Annotated in this window: 21 protein-coding genes and 1 pseudogene; 15 read left to right on the top strand and 7 right to left on the bottom strand. The window is 32.6% G+C overall.

The window, feature by feature from the left end:
• Positions 1–102: 102 nt before the first annotated feature.
• The 3 genes and pseudogenes from DFR85_RS31680 to DFR85_RS31670 all read right to left on the bottom strand — a co-directional run bounded on the left by DFR85_RS31680 (position 103) and on the right by DFR85_RS31670 (position 2,712).
• Positions 103–1,132, bottom strand: a pseudogene (locus DFR85_RS31680) (transposase).
• A gap of 124 nt (positions 1,133–1,256) precedes the next feature.
• Positions 1,257–1,403 (bottom strand): hypothetical protein, encoded by a 147-nt coding sequence (locus tag DFR85_RS31675; protein WP_162582900.1) that lies wholly within the window; start codon positions 1,401–1,403, stop codon positions 1,257–1,259.
• A gap of 385 nt (positions 1,404–1,788) precedes the next feature.
• Positions 1,789–2,712: a lactate/malate dehydrogenase family protein gene (locus DFR85_RS31670; protein WP_110271711.1), complete on the bottom strand. Its 924-nt coding sequence runs from the start codon at positions 2,710–2,712 to the stop codon at positions 1,789–1,791.
• Positions 2,713–2,794: 82 nt separating this feature from the next.
• Here DFR85_RS31670 and DFR85_RS31665 point away from each other — a divergent pair, with 82 nt between their 5' ends.
• The 4 genes from DFR85_RS31665 to gltA are packed head-to-tail and all read left to right on the top strand — an operon-like array spanning position 2,795 to position 6,478.
• On the top strand, positions 2,795–4,069 hold the full coding sequence (locus DFR85_RS31665; protein WP_110271710.1) for an MmgE/PrpD family protein: 1,275 nt from the start codon (positions 2,795–2,797) through the stop codon (positions 4,067–4,069).
• Between the two features lie 10 nt (positions 4,070–4,079).
• Complete coding sequence (prpB, locus tag DFR85_RS31660) at positions 4,080–4,892, top strand: methylisocitrate lyase (RefSeq protein WP_246253090.1); 813 nt, start codon at positions 4,080–4,082, stop codon at positions 4,890–4,892.
• 24 nt (positions 4,893–4,916) lie between these two features.
• Positions 4,917–5,342 carry a CBS domain-containing protein gene (locus tag DFR85_RS31655; RefSeq protein WP_110271708.1) on the top strand — a complete coding sequence of 142 codons (426 nt, stop codon included), beginning with the start codon at positions 4,917–4,919 and terminating at the stop codon, positions 5,340–5,342.
• Positions 5,343–5,344: 2 nt separating this feature from the next.
• A complete protein-coding gene (gltA, locus tag DFR85_RS31650; RefSeq protein WP_110271707.1) occupies positions 5,345–6,478 on the top strand; it encodes a citrate synthase in 1,134 nt (377 codons plus the stop codon).
• A gap of 1,109 nt (positions 6,479–7,587) precedes the next feature.
• Here the strand turns inward: gltA and DFR85_RS31645 are convergent.
• From DFR85_RS31645 to DFR85_RS31630, 4 genes are read right to left on the bottom strand one after another with little or no spacing between them, the layout of a single operon-like run.
• On the bottom strand, positions 7,588–8,553 hold the full coding sequence (locus DFR85_RS31645; protein ID WP_110271706.1) for a hypothetical protein: 966 nt from the start codon (positions 8,551–8,553) through the stop codon (positions 7,588–7,590).
• Positions 8,540–10,183, bottom strand: a complete 1,644-nt coding sequence (locus DFR85_RS31640; protein ID WP_210433924.1) for a DOMON domain-containing protein — start codon at positions 10,181–10,183, stop codon at positions 8,540–8,542. Before DFR85_RS31640 ends, DFR85_RS31645 begins: the two co-directional genes overlap by 14 nt.
• Positions 10,176–10,442 (bottom strand): hypothetical protein, encoded by a 267-nt coding sequence (locus DFR85_RS31635; RefSeq protein WP_110271705.1) that lies wholly within the window; start codon positions 10,440–10,442, stop codon positions 10,176–10,178. The genes DFR85_RS31640 and DFR85_RS31635 overlap by 8 nt, the downstream gene beginning before the upstream one ends.
• 3 nt (positions 10,443–10,445) lie before the next feature.
• A complete protein-coding gene (locus DFR85_RS31630; protein WP_110271704.1) occupies positions 10,446–11,039 on the bottom strand; it encodes a cupredoxin domain-containing protein in 594 nt (197 codons plus the stop codon).
• A gap of 934 nt (positions 11,040–11,973) precedes the next feature.
• On the opposite strand from DFR85_RS31630, the gene DFR85_RS31625 reads away from it, so the two are divergent.
• From DFR85_RS31625 to DFR85_RS31575, 11 genes are all read left to right on the top strand, one after another.
• A complete protein-coding gene (locus DFR85_RS31625; RefSeq protein ID WP_110271703.1) occupies positions 11,974–12,177 on the top strand; it encodes a hypothetical protein in 204 nt (67 codons plus the stop codon).
• Positions 12,174–12,626, top strand: a complete 453-nt coding sequence (locus tag DFR85_RS31620; RefSeq protein WP_168367231.1) for a hypothetical protein — start codon at positions 12,174–12,176, stop codon at positions 12,624–12,626. The genes DFR85_RS31625 and DFR85_RS31620 overlap by 4 nt, the downstream gene beginning before the upstream one ends.
• Before the next feature lie 32 nt (positions 12,627–12,658).
• On the top strand, positions 12,659–13,465 hold the full coding sequence (locus DFR85_RS31615; RefSeq protein WP_110271701.1) for a hypothetical protein: 807 nt from the start codon (positions 12,659–12,661) through the stop codon (positions 13,463–13,465).
• A 120-nt stretch (positions 13,466–13,585) separates the two neighbouring features.
• Positions 13,586–13,783: a SepZ protein gene (locus DFR85_RS31610; RefSeq protein ID WP_110271700.1), complete on the top strand. Its 198-nt coding sequence runs from the start codon at positions 13,586–13,588 to the stop codon at positions 13,781–13,783.
• Positions 13,774–14,376 carry a DUF1404 family protein gene (locus tag DFR85_RS31605; protein ID WP_110271699.1) on the top strand — a complete coding sequence of 201 codons (603 nt, stop codon included), beginning with the start codon at positions 13,774–13,776 and terminating at the stop codon, positions 14,374–14,376. The genes DFR85_RS31610 and DFR85_RS31605 overlap by 10 nt, the downstream gene beginning before the upstream one ends.
• Before the next feature lie 64 nt (positions 14,377–14,440).
• On the top strand, positions 14,441–14,596 hold the full coding sequence (locus DFR85_RS31600; RefSeq protein ID WP_162582896.1) for a hypothetical protein: 156 nt from the start codon (positions 14,441–14,443) through the stop codon (positions 14,594–14,596).
• 1 nt (position 14,597) lies between these two features.
• Positions 14,598–16,415, top strand: a complete 1,818-nt coding sequence (locus tag DFR85_RS31595; RefSeq protein WP_110271698.1) for a hypothetical protein — start codon at positions 14,598–14,600, stop codon at positions 16,413–16,415.
• Between the two features lie 105 nt (positions 16,416–16,520).
• On the top strand, positions 16,521–18,302 hold the full coding sequence (locus DFR85_RS31590; RefSeq protein WP_110271697.1) for a cbb3-type cytochrome c oxidase subunit I: 1,782 nt from the start codon (positions 16,521–16,523) through the stop codon (positions 18,300–18,302).
• 77 nt (positions 18,303–18,379) lie between these two features.
• Positions 18,380–20,479 carry an AAA family ATPase gene (locus DFR85_RS31585; protein WP_110271696.1) on the top strand — a complete coding sequence of 700 codons (2,100 nt, stop codon included), beginning with the start codon at positions 18,380–18,382 and terminating at the stop codon, positions 20,477–20,479.
• Entirely contained in the window at positions 20,472–20,756 is a 285-nt protein-coding gene (locus DFR85_RS31580; RefSeq protein WP_110271695.1) for a hypothetical protein, read from the top strand. The genes DFR85_RS31585 and DFR85_RS31580 overlap by 8 nt, the downstream gene beginning before the upstream one ends.
• Before the next feature lie 396 nt (positions 20,757–21,152).
• Positions 21,153–22,973 carry a 4Fe-4S binding protein gene (locus DFR85_RS31575; RefSeq protein WP_110271694.1) on the top strand — a complete coding sequence of 607 codons (1,821 nt, stop codon included), beginning with the start codon at positions 21,153–21,155 and terminating at the stop codon, positions 22,971–22,973.
• Positions 22,974–22,981: the final 8 nt, after the last annotated feature.

Below are 22,981 nucleotides of genomic sequence, written 5' to 3'. Positions count from 1 at the left end.
ACAAGGGGCGTTCAGTAATAAATATTTCGGTTGAACTTCAAGCATAATGTCAACTAAGATTGCCACGTGTACCTTTCAATCCACGTGGTGATTTGGGGAGGATCACTTAGGCTCATAAGGCTTATTATTATACCAAACACTCCAAATTATTCTAGCCAATTTCCTGGCTAAAGCAGTGTACAACTTCTTTCCCTTCAACTTTTCCTTATGGTTCTCGTAAAATTCTAGTAATGTAGGATTACGAGAGTAATTCATCTCAGCGAGGAAGTAGAACAAGCTGCGCAAGTACTTATTACCCTTCTTCGATATTCCCTTACTTACAGTAGCTTTACCGCTCCTCTCATTGGGTCTAAACCGCAGTAGGCTACGAAGGACTCAGGGTTAGGAAAGCGTTTAATGTCTCCAACAATGCCTATTATTATCCAGAAAGTTTTCCTATTCCCGGTATAGTTAATAGAACGTGATTTTCAGACTGTGATTGTATCATTTTCTCTACTTCTTTTATTTTCTCGCTTGTTTCCAGTAGTGCTTTAGATAATACTTCGATTTCTTCAAGTACGATCTTTGTTCCAAGTTGTATAATTGTATTTTGAAGTTTCCTTTAGAGAATTCTTCAATTTCCTTGCTTATTTTTCCTCGTCACTTAGGAATAGTGCTCTTTTTACCCTGTTCTTGTACTTTACTTTCAACTTTTAGGAAGACGTATAGTGTTACTAGTTCTTTCAATGGGTTGTAGTTGTACTCCTTTGCCTTGTTTGCCATGTTTACTAGTTTTTGTAGTAAAAATCTGTTTTCCTCTCAAGTCCTTCTCCTTCCATAGTATATTTGGGCTTACTTGTAGTATCTTGATCCCTTTTTCCTTGAAGTATTGACATGGTTTTATTGAGTATGCTCCTGTCGGTTCGACCACTATTGTGTTTAGTTTCACTTTTAGTATTTCTTCATAACCCTTCTTGTTGTTCTCGTAGACCCTCCCCTCACTCGTCACATGATCTTTTGATATGTCTATTCCTAGGATCCCTACCTCTTTATCACACCTATATCCGTGCATATTATCACAATGTTCAGTCCGATGGTAGGGGTTTGTCACGCCCCCGTTCGAAGACTTTGCTTCAGTCAAAGGGTCGACCATGTTTCCCAGTTGGAGAGTATTACTCTCCCCAACTAATTAATCTATATAGGGTTCAAAGGGGGTGGAAGACTCCATCCGTAAGGGTGGAGATGGATAGGCTCCACATGCTTTGCCTCTAACATGGCTAGGCGATAGCTTGAAGAGCCGAAGGAACTACTTGATTGGGGTTAACTTGAGGGCCTTCACCACCTCCTCTCCTATACCTAGTCTTCTTAGTCTCACTCTTGTAAAGCTTGTCTTCTTGTTTAGGAGTGTTGTTCGTGAAAATCACCGTAGGAGCCCCCTTTGTAGTTACATTTAAATACGTATTTTTCAAATATTCTCTTAATGGCAGTCACTGACGGAGTAAGCGTCACTGAGACGCCTTGGTTAAAGCGAGGGTCTATGTGGTACGCCTCTGCTCCATTCAACAGTCCCATATTGGGATACTGTGGGTTCACATTAGTGCTCGGGGTCGGAACGACCCTTAGTGCCTGTGGAGCTGAGACCTCTACCTTTGGCAAGCCTCGGCTTTGAAGCAGGAAGCCACGCCCGTTAGGGCGGAGTAGTTCACTGATAATGTCTGTATTCACAAACTGATCTAGTACTTAAATTAAAAGTAGTTTTTATATAAAATAAAAAATAATTAGCATATAATGAGTATATCACAGTAAAAATTACTTAGATAATGTAACTTCTCCTAGAGAGCTAAGCATTTCCTTATATACATCGTAAAAGTCTTTAGTTGCAGTAGTTAGGTGCCATTTATCTTTTTCATCTAGTAATGACTCTATGGAAGGTCCTATTGTTCTACCAACAATTACTGGTACACTTATATGAATTATTTCCCCTTCAAAGACTCTGGGAGTTGCTATGCTCATTAACTTATTCTCATTTAATGCTATAGCTCTTATCACGTCACCTATAATTGTCCCTGGACCCCAAGTTGTTCCGCCCATTACTCTAATTATTTCTCCTGCAATCTGCTTAACGTAATTAGAGACCTCTTCTTTATCTATATTAAACTGGTCTATTGGTTTTCCTTTAACTGATACAGTACTCCATAAAACTACAGCGTCTTCACCATGTTCTCCTCCTACGTATCCATTAACTTCGTTAACTGGCACATGAAGTTTCTTTGCTATAAAAGATCTCATTCTCATTGTCTCTACTTGATCTCCAGTGCTTATAGTCATTTCCTTAGAATATTTAGCAAATACAGATGCCATCATATCTACTGGATTAGTTACCATTACGTATATTGCACCTGGATTTTTACTAGGTAACTTGCTAGCTAGATCAATCATTATTTTTGCGTTATCCTTAAACAAATCCCTTCTACTCATTCCTGGTTTTCTTGGTTTTCCAGCAGTTATTACTACAATATCTGCACCAGCTATATCGTCTATATTATTGGAAGAAATAATTTCGGTTTTAATACTTTTAGTAGCAAACGCATGTCTTAATTCATGTTCGAATTTTTCAGGTAATTCTGGTATTATATCATATAACATTACTTCTTCAAATATTCCGTCTATTACTGAAGAGTAAGTTATTGTTTGACCTATTTTTCCTAGCCCAACGAAGGCTATCTTAGTCATAATTTCACATGATAAATATATTCAAGAATTTATTTAAACTTTTCTTATAAAGTTTATATTGGATTGTTTCTAAACCAATATTATGGAGCTAGCAGAAATTTTAGCCGAATATGTGTCGTCTGTAAATTATGACGACTTAAAAGAAAAGGAAATTCATGAGGCTAAAAGAAGAATAATAGACTCTTTAGCAGTAGCTAAAGCGTCAATTAACTCAGAACCAGCAAAGATAGTAAGGACTCTACTCCCCAGTTATCCTGGAGACTTTCTGTTATTATGGGGAGGAAATGCTTCTCCAGATATTGCTTCGTTTTATAATACCCTATTAATAAGATACCTAGATTTTAACGATACGTATCTATCCTTAGAGCCCTTACATCCTAGTGATATGATAGGAGGTTTACTTGCGTTAGGTAAAGGAAAACTCGGTAAAGATATTATCTTATCAATAGTTGTTGGATATGAAATAGGGACAAGATTATGCGATTCTACATCATTAAGAAAGAGAGGATTTGATCATGTTAATTTTCTAGAAGTTGCTGCAACTGCTGCCGCAAGCAAACTTCTTAATTTGAAAAAAGAGGCTATATATAACGCTATTTCAATAGCTTTAATTCCTCATATAGCTTTAAGGCAGACGCGTAGTGGTAAATTATCAATGTGGAAAGCAGGAGCTGCAGCAGAAGCTGTAAGAAATGCAGTATTCTCAACGCTTTTAGCTAGTAAAGGATTTACTGGACCAGTAAATCCTTTCTCTGGAAACATGGGATTCAAATTAATAGCTGATATAGATATCTCAAATTTTGAAAGAATGAGTACGTCGAAAATTCTTGAGACAAGTTTAAAGAAATATCCAGTAGAATATCACGGTGAGGCCGCAGTAGAAGCTGCTTTAAGTATAGAATATCAAGGCGAAATCAGGAAAATATATATTCAAACTTATGAAGCAGGAGTTTCAATCTTAGCTGATAAAGAAAAATGGAATCCTGATAATAAAGAAACAGCAGATCACAGTTTACCATTTATAGTAGCCTCAACTCTTCTAACTAAAAAAATGTGGTTAGAGAACTATTCAATGATTGGCGATAATCAAATTAGAGAATTGATGGACAAGATAGAAGTCATGGAAAAAGAGGAATACACTAAAGTCTATCCTAGAGAATTACCCATAAAATTGATTATTATAACCGATAAAGGAAGATTTGAAAAGGAAATTAGGTCGCCAAGAGGATATTATAACAATCCAATGACAGATAAGGAAGTTGAAGAAAAAGCAATAAAACTCGGCATGAATGAAAAGCAAATAAGTAAGTTATGGGAAATTGATAATATGAAGGTGGAAGAAATTGTCAATCCTTAAAGAAGATTTCATGATAGTTCCTGGAGTTTTTAATCCTTTTACTGCGTTATTAGCTGAAAAAGTTGGTTTTAAGGCAGTATATTTATCTGGTGGAGCATTGACATCATCATTTGGAATTCCTGACATTGGGTTAATAAGCCTTGACGAGTTGTCCTATATGGTAAGAAAGATAAGGGAAGTATCTAGTATACCAATGATAGTTGATGCAGATACTGGATTTGGCGAGGCTATAAATGTATATAGAACAGTAAAAATCTTGGAAAGTTCTGGAGCAGATGCTATACAAATAGAAGATCAGAAAATGCCAAAAAAATGCGGACATTTAGATGGTAAAGAAGTGGTAGATAAAGATACTATGTTATCTAAGATAAAGGCTGCATTAAAAGCAAGGAAAAACGCTTTAATAATTGCGAGAGTAGACTCACGGGATGTAATTAGTATAGAAGACGCTATAGAAAGGGCTAAGGAATACGTAGAAGCTGGAGCAGATATAATTTTTCCAGAAGCTCTTCATTCGAAAGAAGAGTTTGAAAGATTTTCTAAAGAAGTTAAAGCTCCATTATTGGCAAATATGACAGAATTTGGTAAAACCCCTTTAATTTCTGCAGAGGAATTTAAATCCATGGGATACAGATATGTTATATTCCCAGTTACTATTTTTAGAGTAGCAGCCAAAGCAATGAAAGACGCACTAGAGATTTTGAAAAATGAGGGAAGCCAAAGATCGTTAATGGAGAAGATGATGACAAGGAAAGAGCAATATGACATTATAAATTATTCATTCTATGAAAAGTTAGATAAAGAACTTGAGAAACTTTTATAATTATCGAAATGTATAATACATATTATGACAAGTAAAGTAAAAGATTTAATAAGTAGGTCACCTGTAACAATAGAGAAAGGAACTTCAACATTAGATGCAGTAAAAACTATGGCTTCACTAAACATGGGGTCAGTTATTATTACTGATCATGGAAATGTTGTGGGAATTATTACAGAAAGAGACATTATTAGAGCCCTCGCTAAGGGATTATCTATTAATGAACCTGTTGAAAAATTGGGAACAGTAGGAAATCTAATAACAGTAACCGAGGAAGATAGTATTTACGTAGCAGCAGAGAAAATGTCAAAGCATAACATAAGGCATCTCATAGTTTTAGATACTGAAGGTAAATTTAAGGGCGTTATATCTATGAGGGACATGATAAGAGAATCTCATGTTTTAAAGGCGCTTTCTTCCATCTCTGAGGAAGAATTCGTAGGAAGTGATTAAAGATGAGTGAAATAAGTAGAGGTCTAGAAAACGTATTTATAAAAGCTACATCATTGACTTATATTGATGGAGAAAAAGGAATATTAAGATACGGAGGCTATAATATAGAAGATCTAGTAAGAAATTGTAGTTTTGAAGAAGTTATTCACCTAATGCTTTATGGTGATCTTCCAAACTCAGAGCAGTTAAAGAAGGTTAAAGAAAGAATAAACGAGAGTTATAACGTTCCACCTCCAGTAATTCGTATTATGGAAGAACTACCTCATGATGCAGACGCTATAGCTATGATGGAAACCGCGTTTAGTGCATTAGCTTCCTACTATAATTATCCTTGGAAAAAAGGAGAAAATAAGGAAAGAGCCCTTGAAATAATAGCAAAAGCGTCCACTATAGTAGCTAATGTATATAGATTAAAAGAAGGACAAAAACCAGAAATTCCAGAACCATCAGAAAGCTATGCAAAAAGCTTCCTAAGAGCCACATTTTCAAGAGAACCTTCAGAAGAAGAAGTTGATGCTATGAATGCCGCACTAATACTTTATACTGATCACGAAGTTCCAGCATCTACTACAGCAGCGCTAGTAACATCATCTACATTATCAGATATGTATTCATGCATCGTCTCAGCACTAGCTGCCCTTAAAGGTCCTCTCCATGGTGGAGCAGCTGAAGCAGCATTTTCTCAATTCCTAGAGATAAAGGATCCATCAAACGTGGAGGAATGGTTTAACGAAAATGTGATTAAAGAAAAGAAGAGACTAATGGGATTTGGACATAGAGTTTATAAAACGTATGATCCAAGAGCGAAACTATTTAAGAGATATGCAGAGGAATTAGCTAGAACTCCTGAATCTAAGAAAATTCTAGATATAGCAGAGCGTTTAGAAGATATTGGAATAAAGAATTTTGGTGAGAAAAAGATCTATCCAAATACTGACTTTTATTCTGGAATAGTATTTTATTCGATAGGATTTCCAGTATACATGTTTACTTCACTATTCGCGTTATCTAGAGTGTTAGGTTGGCTTGCGCATATAATAGAATATGTAGAAGATCAACATAGACTAATAAGGCCAAGAGCACTTTATGTTGGACCCATAAAAAGAGATTTTATACCTTTAAGCTCAAGAAATTAATTTTTTTACTAATATAATTAAGTTGATAAGATTTTTGAGTCCTAAAAAATTATTAGATTATTTTAATATACTGTCATATTAGGTAGATGTTATTATTTTCTCTTTCTAATGTCATACTTACCTTAGGTTATTGAGTTTTGAAGTGTTTAAAAATTAATAGTAATTTATTATAGAGCGCAACTGTGAACTTTATGAACAATGAGAGATAGAGCAAGAAATATAAAATCACATCTAGAGCAAGATCCATCTGCTCTGGCAATTGAAAGTTACTTGATATTAAACAATATAATTTTACTGTTTAAACTAAACATTAAGCTACGTATATGTATAATACGAAATAATATACTGGTATTCTCAAATAATATTATATAATCTTATCACAAATATTAAAAAACTAATCATTCTATATCATGTTTATTACAAATTAAATATAAATAATATATATATTCTATATTAGTGTAATCATTTTATATATATCTGCTATACATTTAAACATAGTTTAATACATAAAATAATAGAAATGAAGATTTCAGCAGTATTTTATAAATGATTCACTTGAGTCATATTGGCAATATTCGTATTTCATAATGAACGATAGTGCCATTCTTAAATATATACCTAAATTTCTATGCTTTTATGATAAATAGCACCATAGTAATGCTACAACATCTAATCCTATAGTTAATTGAAAGTGAAAATGGGATAATTGAATAATCTATTATTAAAATTATTTATATTGTTAAAAAGTTTTTAATATAGAGTTTAGGTAGTCAAAACATAATTTCAAGATTTAAGATATGTATATATTATTAGTAATTTTATCTATTTATTTTAAGTCTAACTGATAAGATGTAAATCTAAAATATTTTATGATATACTTCATTATTATCTTATACTTTCTTGAACCTTAAAGTGTAAAGTTCCATAATAGGTCAATAATCTGCATCAAATATATCAGATCGTTTCCTTGGATTTTAGAGTCTAAGTAAGTATAACATGGTAGTGTAAATATCTGCATAGAATACTATAACATGGCGATTTTATAAACTACTAGCCATGAACCTAAATTAATATTATACAAAATAAAAAAGAAAAATAAATTAAAATTTTTATTTCTTGAGAGTCTCTACCTTATTTGTTTGAATCAAATATAAGAACGTTGTACCAACTAAAGGAGCTATTAAATACGTAGTTATTGGAACTGAATCAAAAATTAATGTGGAAGCTAAGATTGATAGTACTGACAAAGCTAACGGTTTATCTATTTTTCTCATTTCTATTGCACAACCGAATGTAATAGCTGCTATAAGGAAAAATATTGGTGGCATCCAGTCTCTAATGCCTAAAATACCAAATATATATGGGAAAGTAACTCCTATAGCAAAATCCCAACCTGGAATTAAATTAAATGCGGACGCTATAGCTACAAAAAGTCCTACAGTCATGAATGGAAGGATCTTAATTAAATTAATTTTCTTTAGTATAGAATATGTGATAAAAGCTATTCCGGAGAATAATACTGCATACGCCATAAGAAATCCACTATATCCAGATACTATACCTATGGAAGAATTTCCTAGGGCATTAGTTAACCATGTTGAAATCAAGAAGCAATAGGCCAATACGTCTGGTATAAATATTGCCAACAGTATCTTCTTATTTTGTCTTATCATAAGATATAATGGAGTTATTGCCAATAGTATAGCATATATTATCGAAAATATAGCGGGTATTTGAAGTGTTGTGTTATTGACTCCGTAAGCTATATGTATAGCATCAGCAAGTAAAGTCAAATATAGAATAGCAGATAATAATCCTCTACTTAGATTATTTTTCACTTTTATTATAACTAAAATAAGAAGTATGGGTTGAAGAATAAGCATGAGAGTGTAGGCTGTCCCTCCAATTATATAAAAAGCCTTTAAATAAGGCTCAATTTTAGTTACAGAAATTCCGGCAAGCCCAAAAGGTAAGACGGAAACTAAAAATTCTCTATTGAAAAATAATTCAAAAAACTGAGCAAAAATATATAAATATAAAAAATGAATTAACTTAATATCTCTATCTATTTTCACTTCTATTCACCTTTAATATTTTTATTATGTTTTGACTCAGTTTTATGGACATAGCATCTAATTCCTTTATAATATTGAATTTATTGAAAAATGTTATAAATATTATCGGAGCTGCAATACTGTTTATAATAAATATTGCGGGTACGAGCATAGAGGAGCTTCCTGGAGCCGGTTGTATATATATAGTATACCAGAATGATATAGATTTGAAGTCTACTGATTCTCCAGCACCTCCTTGGAAGACTGCAAAAGCTACGTGGTAGCTATGTCCAGGGTATAATTGAACTTGATAATGCGACATTCCTTGTCCTCCAGATACACCCATAGTTGTAAAAGTTCTAACGAATTCAGCATACCAATATACGCCAGTCTGTGTATGTACATACTTTAGTCCAGTAGCGACTATTGATGGATCCCATAGTTGTGAGCTGTTATATAAACCATTCATGAGATCCCATGCGTTATAATGAGGATTGTTAATAGATGGAAATCCTATGAATGGCATACCTCCAATATAATATATCGATGAACCATTAACATAAGCATCAGCTATTAAGCCTTGGTTTTCTAAATAGCCTAAATTAAGGGGATCCTTATACTGTGGATAATGATAGTATGGAGGAGTGGAATTTCTACTAAATAATGTGTTGCCAGGGTATCCGAAATCTTGAGTATTGTTAGCTCTTGGGTTATTATTTAGTATCCATAACTCATCTTGACCCGCAGAAATTGCCCCTGATGTTCCAGGCATCATGTGAGGTGTATACGCTACTTGATACCAGTCACTAGGCACTCCACCTAAAGACCATAGTATTGCAAATCTTTCTGGATAAGTATAAGTAGAATTATAAAATAGTGATACATATTCTGCAGTATCTTCTGGATAGAATTCGTTGTATGCTGATTGAGACCATGTTGTATCGTTTAAGCCCATAGCTAAGAATTGGCTAAGTGCAGTTATAATATGCCCACTATAATTAAGGTATAAAGATTTTATTATGATTGGCTGTCCTTTATTCAGCGGAACACCCTGAGGATTAATCGCATTAAGTATTTCCCCTACTAGATGTCCACTTTCATTTAAAACTATTATCTGAATGGGATTTCCAAGATTGTATCCAGGCGGATATTGTATTTGCTCGCTTTGAGGTATATAATATACAGAAGCTAAAGATTGATTAGTGCTTGAGTATGATACATTAACTACCCACCAGCCTGTATGAACTGGAGAGAATGGTTGCCATAACTGCCCATCTGGGGTTCTTTCAGGACATGCATTCCAAGAGATAAATCCATGATTTCTAGCCTTCATTAGTATAAATATGTATGGCGTACCATTTATATACGTCCAGGCAGCTTTAACATAAACGAACTGTGTATGTCCTGATGCTCCTCCAGGAACAGGTATCGTTGGAACTAATGGTACAGTAGTCCAAGGTATCGTGCTCCAGAATAGTTCTGAACCAGGGTCACCGAGATTTGGTTCTGCATTAGGTACATAGTATGCAGTTACTGTGCTTGTTGCTTGTGAAGCGGAATTTAGAGCATAATCTGCTCCATATGTGGCTGCTAATATAGCTAATACTATTATTAATCCTAATACAAATATTTTCATATATCCATTAGCCATTTATATCACCCTTATTATTTGATTTTACACCTTTCTTATTTATTTCAAAATAAGATAAAAGCCCTCCAATTCCAAAAAGAAATATTGCTAAACCAAAAAAGTTGATGAAATAATTAGGTGTTGTATTTCCAGTAATTTCATACATTCCATTAATAGAAAATTGTTCTCTAGGGTAAACATACTTTGTTGTTCCGAATGCCATCAATAAAATTCCAATTATTATAAGAATTCCTGTTATATAAATAAGTGTTTTAGCCATTTTTCACACCGTCCCATTAACTACGTATGGATCCCATGTACCTTGAGGCAATACACCGCCAGTTATCTCTTTTGCTAATGTGGCATTAGGAGTAGCTAAAATTGTTCCAACAAGCCATGAATGCCCTAATCCAACTCCAGCAGTTCCACAGTACTCAGCACAAGCTACATGATAATAGCCAGGTTTAGGAAATACAAGAACTATATATGAGTAGTACCCTGGTACTGCTTCTGCACCAAAATTAAATCCTAGCGAGAAATTGCTTGCCGCTGATTGTATAAAGAACTCGTGAAATACATCTACGCTATGTATTATAAATAATACTGGCTCGTCTACTGGTACTACTGTTAAGTTTGTCCATACTTTATCATGAGGACCAAAATCCCAATGCCATTGTTGTCCTGTAACATAAATTATTACATATGGTCCCTTATATGATCCTAATGCGTTTGAATAGGCTGCGTGTACTACACCTTCTCCAGCATTATTATGTGGATTATAGCCTATATAGTCATATGAACTATATTGAATTTCTAAAGAAAGAGCTGCAACTATAACTAAGATGAAGAATAGAGCTATAACAGTTCCTCTCTTCACTTCTTTTTCACTGTAATATGTGATTGTAAAATTTATTTAAAAGTTTTACGTTTGTTGCAATAACTATCCATATAACTTTATTATTAAATAATAAAAGATTTAACATTTTTTAATTACATAACAATTTTCTAATAGATGAAAAATTAATATGATATAGAATCTGTAAATACCCATGTACTAGTAATTGTTAATTATAAATTAAGACTTATTTACTTTAACAGAGTTGTATAACATTCTTTAAAAATGTCATAAATAATTTATACTTTATTACGTTTTGTTTAATATATTAATTTTAATGATATATTAAAGAAAGTTTTTATTGCATATTTAGACTGTATAGACTTTCTCAAATTACGATATGGCGTAAATCAGTATAATTAGAAATATTGATATACTATATTACAAGAAATAGCGATGTTTTTAATCCTACCATTAATAATGTTATTACTATTTTATTAAAGATTCTAGTACTCGGATTTTATACATTACTATTTTCAAACAAATCTATTTCTTAGATATTTATCATTATGATTAAAAGCTTATTAGAATATAAGTATCTCTCGTCATTTTGTCTAGATAACTAGTACTCCTATGAAAGTTCTTAGCCATTAAAGAGTGCAAATGAGAGATAATAGGACAAAGACTTACTGGAACTACTAACGTTGATGTAATATGTCTATTAAAATTAGATATAGTGTTTTATATGGGTAAACTCCTTATTACTGATTGAATTGTAAATTTGCATATTACAATTATCTTATATTACATTATTATTGAATTCTGATTTACATATAATTAGTATTAATATCATAATTTAAATATTTTATAATAATACGGTATAATTCATATTGTTTACTAATTAATTTCGATACTGGTAGCGCTTAATTATAGTCAAGAAAAATTTATAAGTAATAGTTAAAACGAATATTTTGATATGAACGTAAAAATGTGGGGATTAATATTGGCCGGTGCAGTGATAGATGCTGTCTCTATCATAGTGATGGTAATATATGGGTACGGATTTATGGTGAATCCTGCAGCATTTGCGTTTTCTTATAGTAGTACTGACTATCTGGGAATAATGTTGTCTATAGTAGGACTAGCACTGATTATGATTGGAGGCGCGTTAAAAAAATGAATAAGATAGTATTTTTTTTATTAACAATTATAGTGATAATTGGGATTATTATGGTTTCTTATCCCGTTATTTCCTCAATTTTCTCTCCAACCTCTCAAATTCCAATATATAAAGAATCTTACGGTAACTATTCCGTTATGATATACAATCAAAGTAATCTTAGCTTATTTAAACGTAATGTAACTGGTGTAATGCTTGTTATAAATAATATAGACCAGGAGAAACTGGGTATTACATACGTTCAAAACTCTACTAACACTTATGAGGTGCGTTATATCTTTATTAAGGAATCTGTTGTATTAAATAACGGTGATGTAACCACGGCATATGTTAATTCTTCTGAAATATATATAGGGGAGGACACACTTCTTATACCCATACATCTTTCGCCAGGTACTTATACTATATTATTCACTAATGGAAATTTCTTTTCAGTAACTATAAGTTAGATTTTAATCTAGGGGTAATTAAAGATATATTTATGGTATCTTTATTGCTATTAGTGTTTTTAGCATCTGTAATGGTTACTGCTATTATAGGCACTATTTATTATATTGAAAATAAACTAAATACATATATTCACTTGTTTTTTTCGTATTTTATTCTCATTATGATGGCATTAATGTTGGTTGGAGCCATAATTTATCTATATTCTCCTTCTAATGTAACTTTAGGTATTGCTGTAGCAATAAATATGATATCAATGATAATTATTTTGGCATTTTTCTTTTCTGTAGCAGAAAATCTCTCAAAGCAAGTTATACTTTCATCCAAGATATTATATTCGTTGGCATCGTTACTTGTGTTAAATGAAGCTCTTATGGGAACTACTTTTTCATTAGCTGAGTTCGGTAAGAGTTATTTCTCTTCTATAACAGAAGATATGACCACATCACTTAATAGCATATGGTTTTTTTACCCAATGATGGTCGAAATGCTATTTACTCTCGTAATAGGTATAGTGAATTCCAATCAAATAGGAGATTACGTATATTATGTGATACCTCTTATAGGTATTGCAGCATTTCCTCCTACTGTCTTAAATTTTAACGTATGGATATATTCGACGTTAGCAATAGATATTTTCTTAACTATATATGGTATTATGAAATCTAAGTTAATATGGAAAATTTTGTATGCTATTTTAATAATAACACTAATTCCAATACTTTTTAATATAAATATATTTTTTGGATTAGGAATTGCTATATCTATGGTATACTTTTATCGTGTTCTTTTTATGGAGGCAAGAATTAGAAAAGAAAAAGAAAATTCCATGAATCGCTAGTCCTAATATTTACACTATAAAAGTACTAATATTATAAATTATAATGCAAAGTTAAATACTTCAAAGATCTAAACTATCGAAAAATTTTTAAATCATAGTAAAAAAGAAACTATTGAGAATATGGCTGGAGTAAAATTTGCTAGGAGGGTCTTAGGTTCTGTAATAGCAGCAATAGGAGTTTCAATGTGGATAGCAGATTTAATGTTAGTATTCACATTACCTTACTCACTATACGAAGACGATACCTTAGTAGCATTGGTGCCAATATCTGGGCTAATACTTGTAGTAGGAGGTTTACTACTGGGGTTATGGAATTGAAAGATAAGAAGCCCTATTTATTTATAGGGTTTGCAATGATTATAGCGTCAATAAATCCTTTTTCTCTATATTTAGCCAATATTCTAGAGATAATTAGAGTTTCTTTTGATATGATGTTAGTGTGGGGAGCAGGTTTAATAGGAATATGGTTGGCCGACTACATGTTTTTAAAAGGAATTGCGAAATCATTGTTATCATTTAATTTCACTACTAGAGGACTAGTTTTAGCATGGGGGATAGCAGGAAGCTTAACGTGCTATTGGTATTTTCCAGGGCCGTTTGACATGTCAGTAATTAGTAGTAGCATCAGATTTTTGCAAATTTTATCGTTTATAATTGCTGGTATTATAGGAGGAATAGGGTGGTATGGAATGACTAATGTATGGAAAAGTATTTCGATGTTTACTATTTTTAGTATGATGGCCTCTATGGCGGAAATATATTTAGAGATGGGTACATATTACGAAACTAATTTGTACCCAGCATACAGCACTACACAGTTCGTTGATACAGCGTATTTTCTATTCGCAATGGCATTTGCACCTTCAACGTTCTATATGGTAAAATGGTTAAAAGATTTAAATCTCTTTTAAGTCAAAACTTTTTTAAGATAGATTTTTTAATGATTATTTCTTTATTTTCTTTTAAGTGATGTAAATGGCTATCTTCGAAAGTGAGGCGGATCTATGGCTTTTCGGTTTTTTACTGATGGCATTAATATATCCAATATGGTTCATATTACTTATAATAAAGGCAGATAAAGATCCGCAAGTAGATCCGCTTCAAGTAGCTAAGCAAGAAAGCGGGGAATGACATGGAAATAATAGATATATTAAAGCAAAAGCCATATAAATATATTTTTTTAGCTATTTTTTCCATTTATTTTATTTTCTTTCAGTATGCTGATAGATTATTATTATTTGTACATATAATTACTCCGGTTGATTTAATATTAAGTACTTCTCCGCCTGTGAATCCTTCGCAAATGCCTTTTCCATTATGGGGTCCATTTCTGTCTGTAACTACACCTTTTTTTACGTGGGCAATAACGCCTATTTCCCTTTCAATTTCTTTTATTCTTTCACTATTAGTGTCTACTAATGTTGTACTTTATTTAATATATTATAGATTTTTAAAAACTGGAGCTAAGAAAGGAATAGTAGGTTCATTAGGCTTAATAGCGACATCGCTCTCATGTTCATGCGAGCTTTTTACTGCATTAATAGGTTCTGCCACTTCATCATTACCATTTTTATTTTCAATATCATTCATGGATAGATTATCAGAAACTTTAGTATTATTAGCAATATTTCTTCTATCTTTTTCTACTTATGTGCTATATAACGAAATAAATAATAGAAAACCATTATCAATAAATCTAGATAGTTATAGGAAAATTTTTATGGGCGCTATACTAATTTTTATCTCAATTATACTTCCAACATCTGTTTCTTTCTCTCTTTTAAAGATAATTTTAGATATACTTGCAGGAGGAATTATAGGTACTCTTTTAAGTAGTAAGTCAAAGGTTCTATTCTATGTATCTATTACGTTAACTGTCCTAATTATATCATTTTACGATATATTTTACAGCTCTTTTCTACTTATTCCAGTTTCTCTATTAACTGGATTTTTTGGGAGTTTAGGATTAAAGGATATGAAGAAATGGGTAAAATTGGGTATTATGCATGTTATAGCTTGGACTATGATAATGCCCGGACCAATATCGCTTATTCTGGGTTATCCATTACCTTTCTTCAATTTTTCTCCTGGAGAACTCTATCAATTGTGGATATTTACATGGATAGCAGGAACTCCGATTGCATGGTTTGCTGGGATATACTACTTGCAATATTTAAGAGATTCTATGTCTGAAATAAACTTTTCTAGAATAAGATTTTCTCCAACTACTGAATTTTCAGGAATTAAATGGATATTAATAGGATCTTTCGCTATAATTTTACAAATACTGTTTTTTATAACTCACGAGGGTTACTTTGTAGATTATAATGGTTTTGATTATAACTTCTTAGTAACAATGACTATAACCTCTACACTTGTTATGTTATTTGGATCTGTAGCTGTTGGGTATGGAATTTATGAGTCAATAAAATCTAAATTCACATTACCTAAAATTAATAGAAAAGATTATGCGATCTTTTCAACAATTTATGGTTTGTTAATATCCGTATTAGGTGGAATAATACATTTCAATGTAAGCGGATTCCCTTATCCACACGTTTATTTATTTATGTTCGGGATGCCTATGATGGATCCTTCAGTTCTGCTTTATTTTCCTCCATATATAGGCATTTACATTGATCCTTTAGAATTTATGCAAATGATTGCCGTATCACTAATAGGAGGCTATTTAATTTCTCTGATTAGAGCATCATCAAATTATAGGAAAAACGCTTATGCATTAAGTTTGGGAGCGCTTGGTATATGCCCTGCGTGTTTCCTATCTACATATGTGTTAGGACTTATATCAGCCTCTTTAGGTGCTTCTCTTCTTTTTAGTCTATCTAATCAATTAATTATATCATTTTCTGCAGATGTAGCATTATTTTTGACTCTTATATTCACTTTAAGGAGAAATAGATCATATTGTGAAATAGATTTTAAAAAGTAAGAAAGTATCTAAATAAAAGAATCATTTTTTTAATTTTAATGAATATTTTTTTACCTTATTAGAGATTAAACTTTAAATATCGGATTTTTATAAAAGTATGATAGTATGGCATCTAGAGAAGAGATTAGAAGGCGAGATCTCGAAAAATTATCTGAATGGGCTCAGGAATATGAAGAAGTTAAAGATAGGGAAAGCAAAAGATCAGCTATTGTAAAAGTATTTTATACGGAAGAGTATAAAATGCTAGCATTAAAGAATATTTTGTTCGCTGTAGTATGGCTTTTTGTAGGAGGAGCTTTTGCGTTATTTTTAAGAAGTCAAGCAGGTTTAACTTCTACTGGCGTGCCAGTAGTAGTATCTCCACAATATTACTTCCAAGCCATGACTAATCACGTCATGGATATGATATTTGGTGCAGTATTTTCCACAGTTTTTGCAGTGTCATTCTACATGATACCAGCTCTTAATGGATCCAGACTAATTAAATGGCCTAAAATAGCTAATGCAGGCTTATGGATAGCGACAATTGGACTATTTATGATGAATTTAGGCGGAGTTGAAAATCAATATCTGTTTACTTTCTTAAATCCGTTAAGAGCTTCTCCTACCTGGTATATTGGATATGCTGCGATGGTAGTAGGCGAATGGATGGAAATGGTATCGGTATTAGGTACATCATTTTTGGGTAGAGTACAGGGTAAATTAGTACCCACTGCTATAGGGTTTATAGTAATGGATATGATAATGATGGCATTAGCAAATATCTCTGTATTCATTGATACTATATGGAGTTTATTATCTCCTATAGGAGGTTTAGGAGTCTATATATTTGGCGTACCTAATGCTGAAATATGGAAAGGATTATTCTGGTTTGCAGATCATCCATTAGTATATTTTGCACCATATACGTTAACTGGAGCTATAATAGCTATAATTCCTCTTTACGCAAAAAGACCAGTATATAGCGTGAGATTTGCGAGATGGCTTATACCAGTATTATTCGTTTTAGGAGCTAGCGTTTACGTTCATCATCTAGTAGATGATCCTTGGCCTTTAGTGCTTAGAGATATTTTTGCCCAAACCTCAACGGCATTAATAGCAATACCTTTTGCGGCATTATGGTTACTCTTCTTCATAACCTTAGGCGATCCAAGAAAATTAAAGTGGGATGTAGGGCTTGCATTTATTTTTGCTGCTGCAGTATGGAATATAATAGGCGGAATACAGGCGGAACCTACACAACCAACGCCCAGTGTCGATCCTACTGTTCATAATACCTTATGGTTACCTAGTCATTTCCACATAATGTTAGCTTTATATTCTGTAGGAGGGCTTCTAGGAGCATTATATGTTGTAGGGCCAGATCTATGGGGAAGAAAATGGTATAGTGAAAGATTAGGTTGGTTACATTTCTGGGGATGGGAAGCAGGAATGGGAATGCTTGTTACTGCTTTTGCAATAGGTGGATTTTACGGCGCAATAAGAAGAGAGGTAGCATGGCCAGCATTTTATGAGGTCTATTATCAATTAGCTATGATTGGTGGATGGTTAGCAGGATTTGCAACAATAATATTCGCATATAACTTAATTCTTACATTGTTATATGGCCAAAAAATTAAACAAACTGATTTGCCAATGTGGGCTGTTCAGACTATAGCTCTAGAAAGATTAGGTATGAGAAGAGAAGGATATAAAGAGGAAGAGATGCCAATAGCACTACCGGCAGACGGAATGATAAGATTAGTTACTGAAAACGGTAGAACTGCCTCTTCTGAAGGTTCAGCGTCAGGAGTTTCTATGAGTAATATTAAAGCTGCCAACAATGACGAAAAAATAAATCTTTCTTCAGAAACTAAGATAAATAATGATTTGGGAAAAGTCAAATAATTTTTTATTATAATTTTTTTATATGTTTAATAATCTTAGAAGGAAAATCTAAAAAGCTTTTGTTCTAATTTTATAGTATGAGTGGAGATTTACATATAGCTACGATCTCTGGAAATAGAAAGATAAAACAGAGATATTTAGCGTTTCTAGATAACGGATTGATGACAGAATGTAAGATATTGCCTGGTGATATAATAATAATTTATGGTGATAAAATTGCTCCTTTTACTGTTCAAGAAAATAGGGAGAACGAACGGGGAATAGTAGTTTCAGAAGATGATTTAAGATGGTTAGGAGTTAGAAATGGAGAAAAAATTACTTTTAAAAAAGCAAATTATATTCAATTAAATTCAATCACTTTAGCTCCATCAGTTCAAAAGCAATATGATGAAAGAAAAATTAGCCTTGAGCTGAGGGGAAAACCGGTGATGAAGCGTTTACCTATTTTTACTAAGGAAGGTGAATTCGTCGTTGTATCATTGTCTCCACAAGCAGAAGTAGGAATTATAGGAGGCGAGACTTCAATTAATATAGCTTATTCTAGTGTTAAGATAGCTCAAAAGGATATACCATATGTGACTTTAGAGGACGTTGGAGGACTATTAGAGCAAATACAGACATTAATGGAAATAGCAGAGATTTCTTTATTAAAACCTGAAATTCCAAGACTCTTCGGGCTTAGAGCTCCTAAGGGTGTTCTTCTTTATGGTCCTCCAGGAACTGGTAAAACATTGCTGGCTAAAGCGTTAGCTAATTCGGTGATGGCTAATTTCTTTTACATAAGTGGACCAGAAATTGCTTCAAAGTATTATGGTGAAAGCGAAAAAAAATTAAGGGAAATTTTTGAACAGGCTACCAAAGATTCGCCGTCTATAGTTTTTATAGACGAAATAGACGCAATAGCTCCGAGTAGAGATTCCGCAGCGTCAGAAGCTGATAGAAGGATAGTAGCGCAATTGCTAACATTAATGGATGGAGTGACGTCAAGGAGCGGAATTTTAATAATAGGTGCTACAAATAGGCCCAACGCAATTGATCCAGCTTTAAGACGTCCAGGTAGATTTGATAGAGAGATAGAGATTCCAGTACCTGGCAAAAAGGAAAGATTAGAAATTCTCAAAATTCATACCAGAAGATTAAAATTATCTAGTGACGTTGATCTGGAAAAAATAGCGGAAATAACTCATGGATTCGTTGGAGCAGATTTAGAGGCTTTAGTAAGAGAAGCAGCTTTAGACGCATTAAAAAGAACATCAAATTATGAAGATATCTTAGTTACCATGTCAGATTTTACTGACGCTATGAAGAGAATTCAGCCTTCGGCGTTAAGGGAATTTAGAATTGAAATACCTAACACCACGTGGGAAGACGTTATAGGATTAGATGATGTAAAGTTAGAACTTAAAGAAGTAGTAGAATGGCCATTAAAGAAACCAGAATTATATGAATATATGAAGGCTGAGATACCTAGTGGTATTCTTCTTTATGGTCCTCCTGGAACCGGTAAAACACTCTTAGCAAGAGCGGTAGCTCATGAGAGTGGTGCTAATTTTATAGCAGTTAATGGACCAGAACTTTTAAACATGTGGGTTGGAGAGAGTGAGAGAGCCGTAAGAGAGGTATTTAAGAAGGCGAGACAAGCTTCTCCTACAATTGTCTTTTTTGATGAAATAGATTCACTTGCAGTAGCTAGAGGGACAGATCCTAATAGAGTTACGGAAAGGATTGTAAGTCAACTTCTTACGGAAATGGACGGTATAAGTAAAAGAAATGAGAGAGTTACAGTAATTTCTGCTACCAATAGACCAGATATTTTAGATCCAGCGCTTCTTAGGCCTGGTAGATTAGAGAAATTGATTTATGTACCTCCTCCTGATTTAAACGGTAGGAAAGCTTTGTTTTTGCATCTTATTTCTAAACATATACATGACGATAAAATTGACTATGATTATTTAGCTAAGGCAACAAATTTCTATACGCCTGCAGATATAAATGGTATAGTTAATAGAGCAGTACTTTTAGCTATTAGAAGAGGTATGATTACAGCTGAAAAACCTAAATTAACTCAAGAAGATCTTGAGAACGCAATTAAATCAATAAGACCTACATTGACTCAGTCAATGCTAACATATTACCAGAGTTTTAGAGAGAAAATGAGGCAAAGTGGATATGCTTGAAATTTATGCTATTTTTGGCTTAATGGCATTTTCTCTGGTTTTGGCTGGTGTAATGACTCTTGTATTATTAGGAATTGCAGAAAACGATATTGTAGAATCATTAAATCTCTATTCAATCTCCAAAATAGAATTAAGATTAATATTTATTATTACATTATATTCAATATTTACTGGAGTTTTAGAATCCTTTGTGCTTAATCCCTATGGAATAATTTTAAGTTTTGAATCTATACCATATCTAGTTGTAATATTTTCAGGAAAAATGAGGCGAGATTAATGACAACAGAAGGCTTTAGAAGTTTAGTGTATAGTGTGGAAATTGTGTTTATTTTTGTATTTATATATTTATTTGATATACTTTATATTAAGAATGGTATTCTCTTTTATTTGATTCTATTCATAGCAGTAGGAGTCTCTTTGTACTTAGGTTATCTTTTGGTTCGTAGCATATCAAAGTATTTTAATTATTAGATATAGTGACTATTGGCTACTTTTTTAAGATAATGTAGAAACCTATAATCTAATTATTAAAAACTTTTTATAATAATTAGTTTTTTTGTGTATATCTATTTAATTGTACAAATTGAAGATAATTTTTTATACAATATAAACAAAAGTATTTTGCTATGTGTAAATACATATAAAAATCTATAATTATAAACAGGGTGAGAACGTGGAAGAGTATAATACTCAGATAAAAAATACGTATAGAATAAAAATTAATGAAAAGAGATTTAATTTTTTAACTGCAATTCTTTTTGTAATTTCTGGTATAACTACTTTTATTTCGATTTTAAGTAGAAATATATTATTTGTAGAATCTAATATTCTTATTTTTACAACATTGGGTACAATACTGTTTATTAATTTTTTTATAGATTTTATTCATAAGGGAAATACAAATTCTTGGATATATGTAAATTATAAACTAAATTATGCTAAATATCAGGAAAATATTTGTTCGCATAAGCCATCTATATTAGAGGGTTTTCTGTCTAAAATATTTAAGAAAAACTGGATACATAGTGCCATAATAATGCCTAGTTTCATCGTTTTTTATATAGTGATGGTTATAGGAATAATTGGTTATCAAAAACTCAACTCAGTTGGGCTAAGTTTAGTTAACTTTGCCCCAGATATTAGCTGGTTATTTTGGTTTCCCTTGTTATGGCTATTAACATGGTTGGCTAATGGTAGAATGTGGTGCCAGACATGTCCATTTAGCGGACAAGCTGAATGGATTCAAAGAATGCATTTATGGAGAAAGAGTTCTAAGAAATTAGGTCTAAATTTACGATGGCCTATAAAATATTCTACTATACTTTATTCTGCTATTGGATTTTCAGTTTTAACATGGGTGGAAGAGTTTTATAATATCGGTGGTCCAGGTATTCCTGAGCTGACCTCAGTGGTTTTGATTTATATAGCATTACTAGAATTAGCTATAGCATTAATTTTTCAAGATAGAACATTTTGTAGAACCTTGTGTCCATTAAGCGCGCCATTGGCAGTAAATACTATGATATCTCCATTAGGTACTTTTAGAGCTAAAGATAAAGAAGTTTGCAAATCTTGTAGTACTAAAGATTGTATGAAAGGAAACGATAAACATTTTGGATGCCCATGGTTTGCTTCCCCTGGTAGTGTAGAAACATCTCCGTTTTGTGGTTTAGCATCAGACTGTTATAGAGCATGTCCTCATGATAATATAGACTGGAAAGTTAAGAGATTCCCTTGGATTGATGATGTTATAGGTAATAATAGGAAAAGGCTAGATATAGCGTTATCTGTACTTATTTTAACTGGTGTGGTATTCTTTCAATTTTTTAATGCGCTTCCTTTATATACAATGATAGACAAATGGCTTAGTTACGCTACTGGTTGGAATGACATAGCACGAATTTTAACACCAGGTATCTCCAAGTATGGATTTACTACATACGGATATCCTATGCCACTGGATTATATAATTTTAACATCTGTTCCCCTTATTATCGTATATATTGTATCTAATATAAGGAAAAATGACGATGTTCCATCTAAGGCTATATTAACTTCAGTTTCGTATTCCATGATACCTATCTTTGCTTCAAGTATACTTGCAAGGAATTTACCAAAATTACTAGGTGGAGCTTTACTAATATTTAATGAAGTTCCTTATTTAGATGTTAAAAGTTATCATGGCATTTGGTATACTTTCCTGGAACGTTTAGGTAGTCATCCTAGTAGCGCTACAGCGGAATGGTGGGTTTTAATAGTTATGGAAGCTGTACTAATCTTCGGCTCATGGTTATCTTTTAGGATATCAAAAGAATTGTCAAAGAAAGATGGAATACCACTATCCTATTATCTAGTCTGTGATGCTATTATTTCATTACTGTTTATATTAATAACATACTGGATGAGTTCACCAGACAGTTCAATTTATCCTTTCTACAATAAGTATCTTGGGAATTTAATATATAATCCGCTCAACGCCGATCCGCCATTTTAGGTGAAAAC

This window comes from Acidianus brierleyi (genome assembly GCF_003201835.2).
Lineage (GTDB): Archaea > Thermoproteota > Thermoprotei_A > Sulfolobales > Sulfolobaceae > Aramenus > Aramenus brierleyi.
The sequence above is the reverse complement of the archived record's forward strand: the minus strand, read 5'-3'. Positions and strand labels throughout refer to the sequence as shown.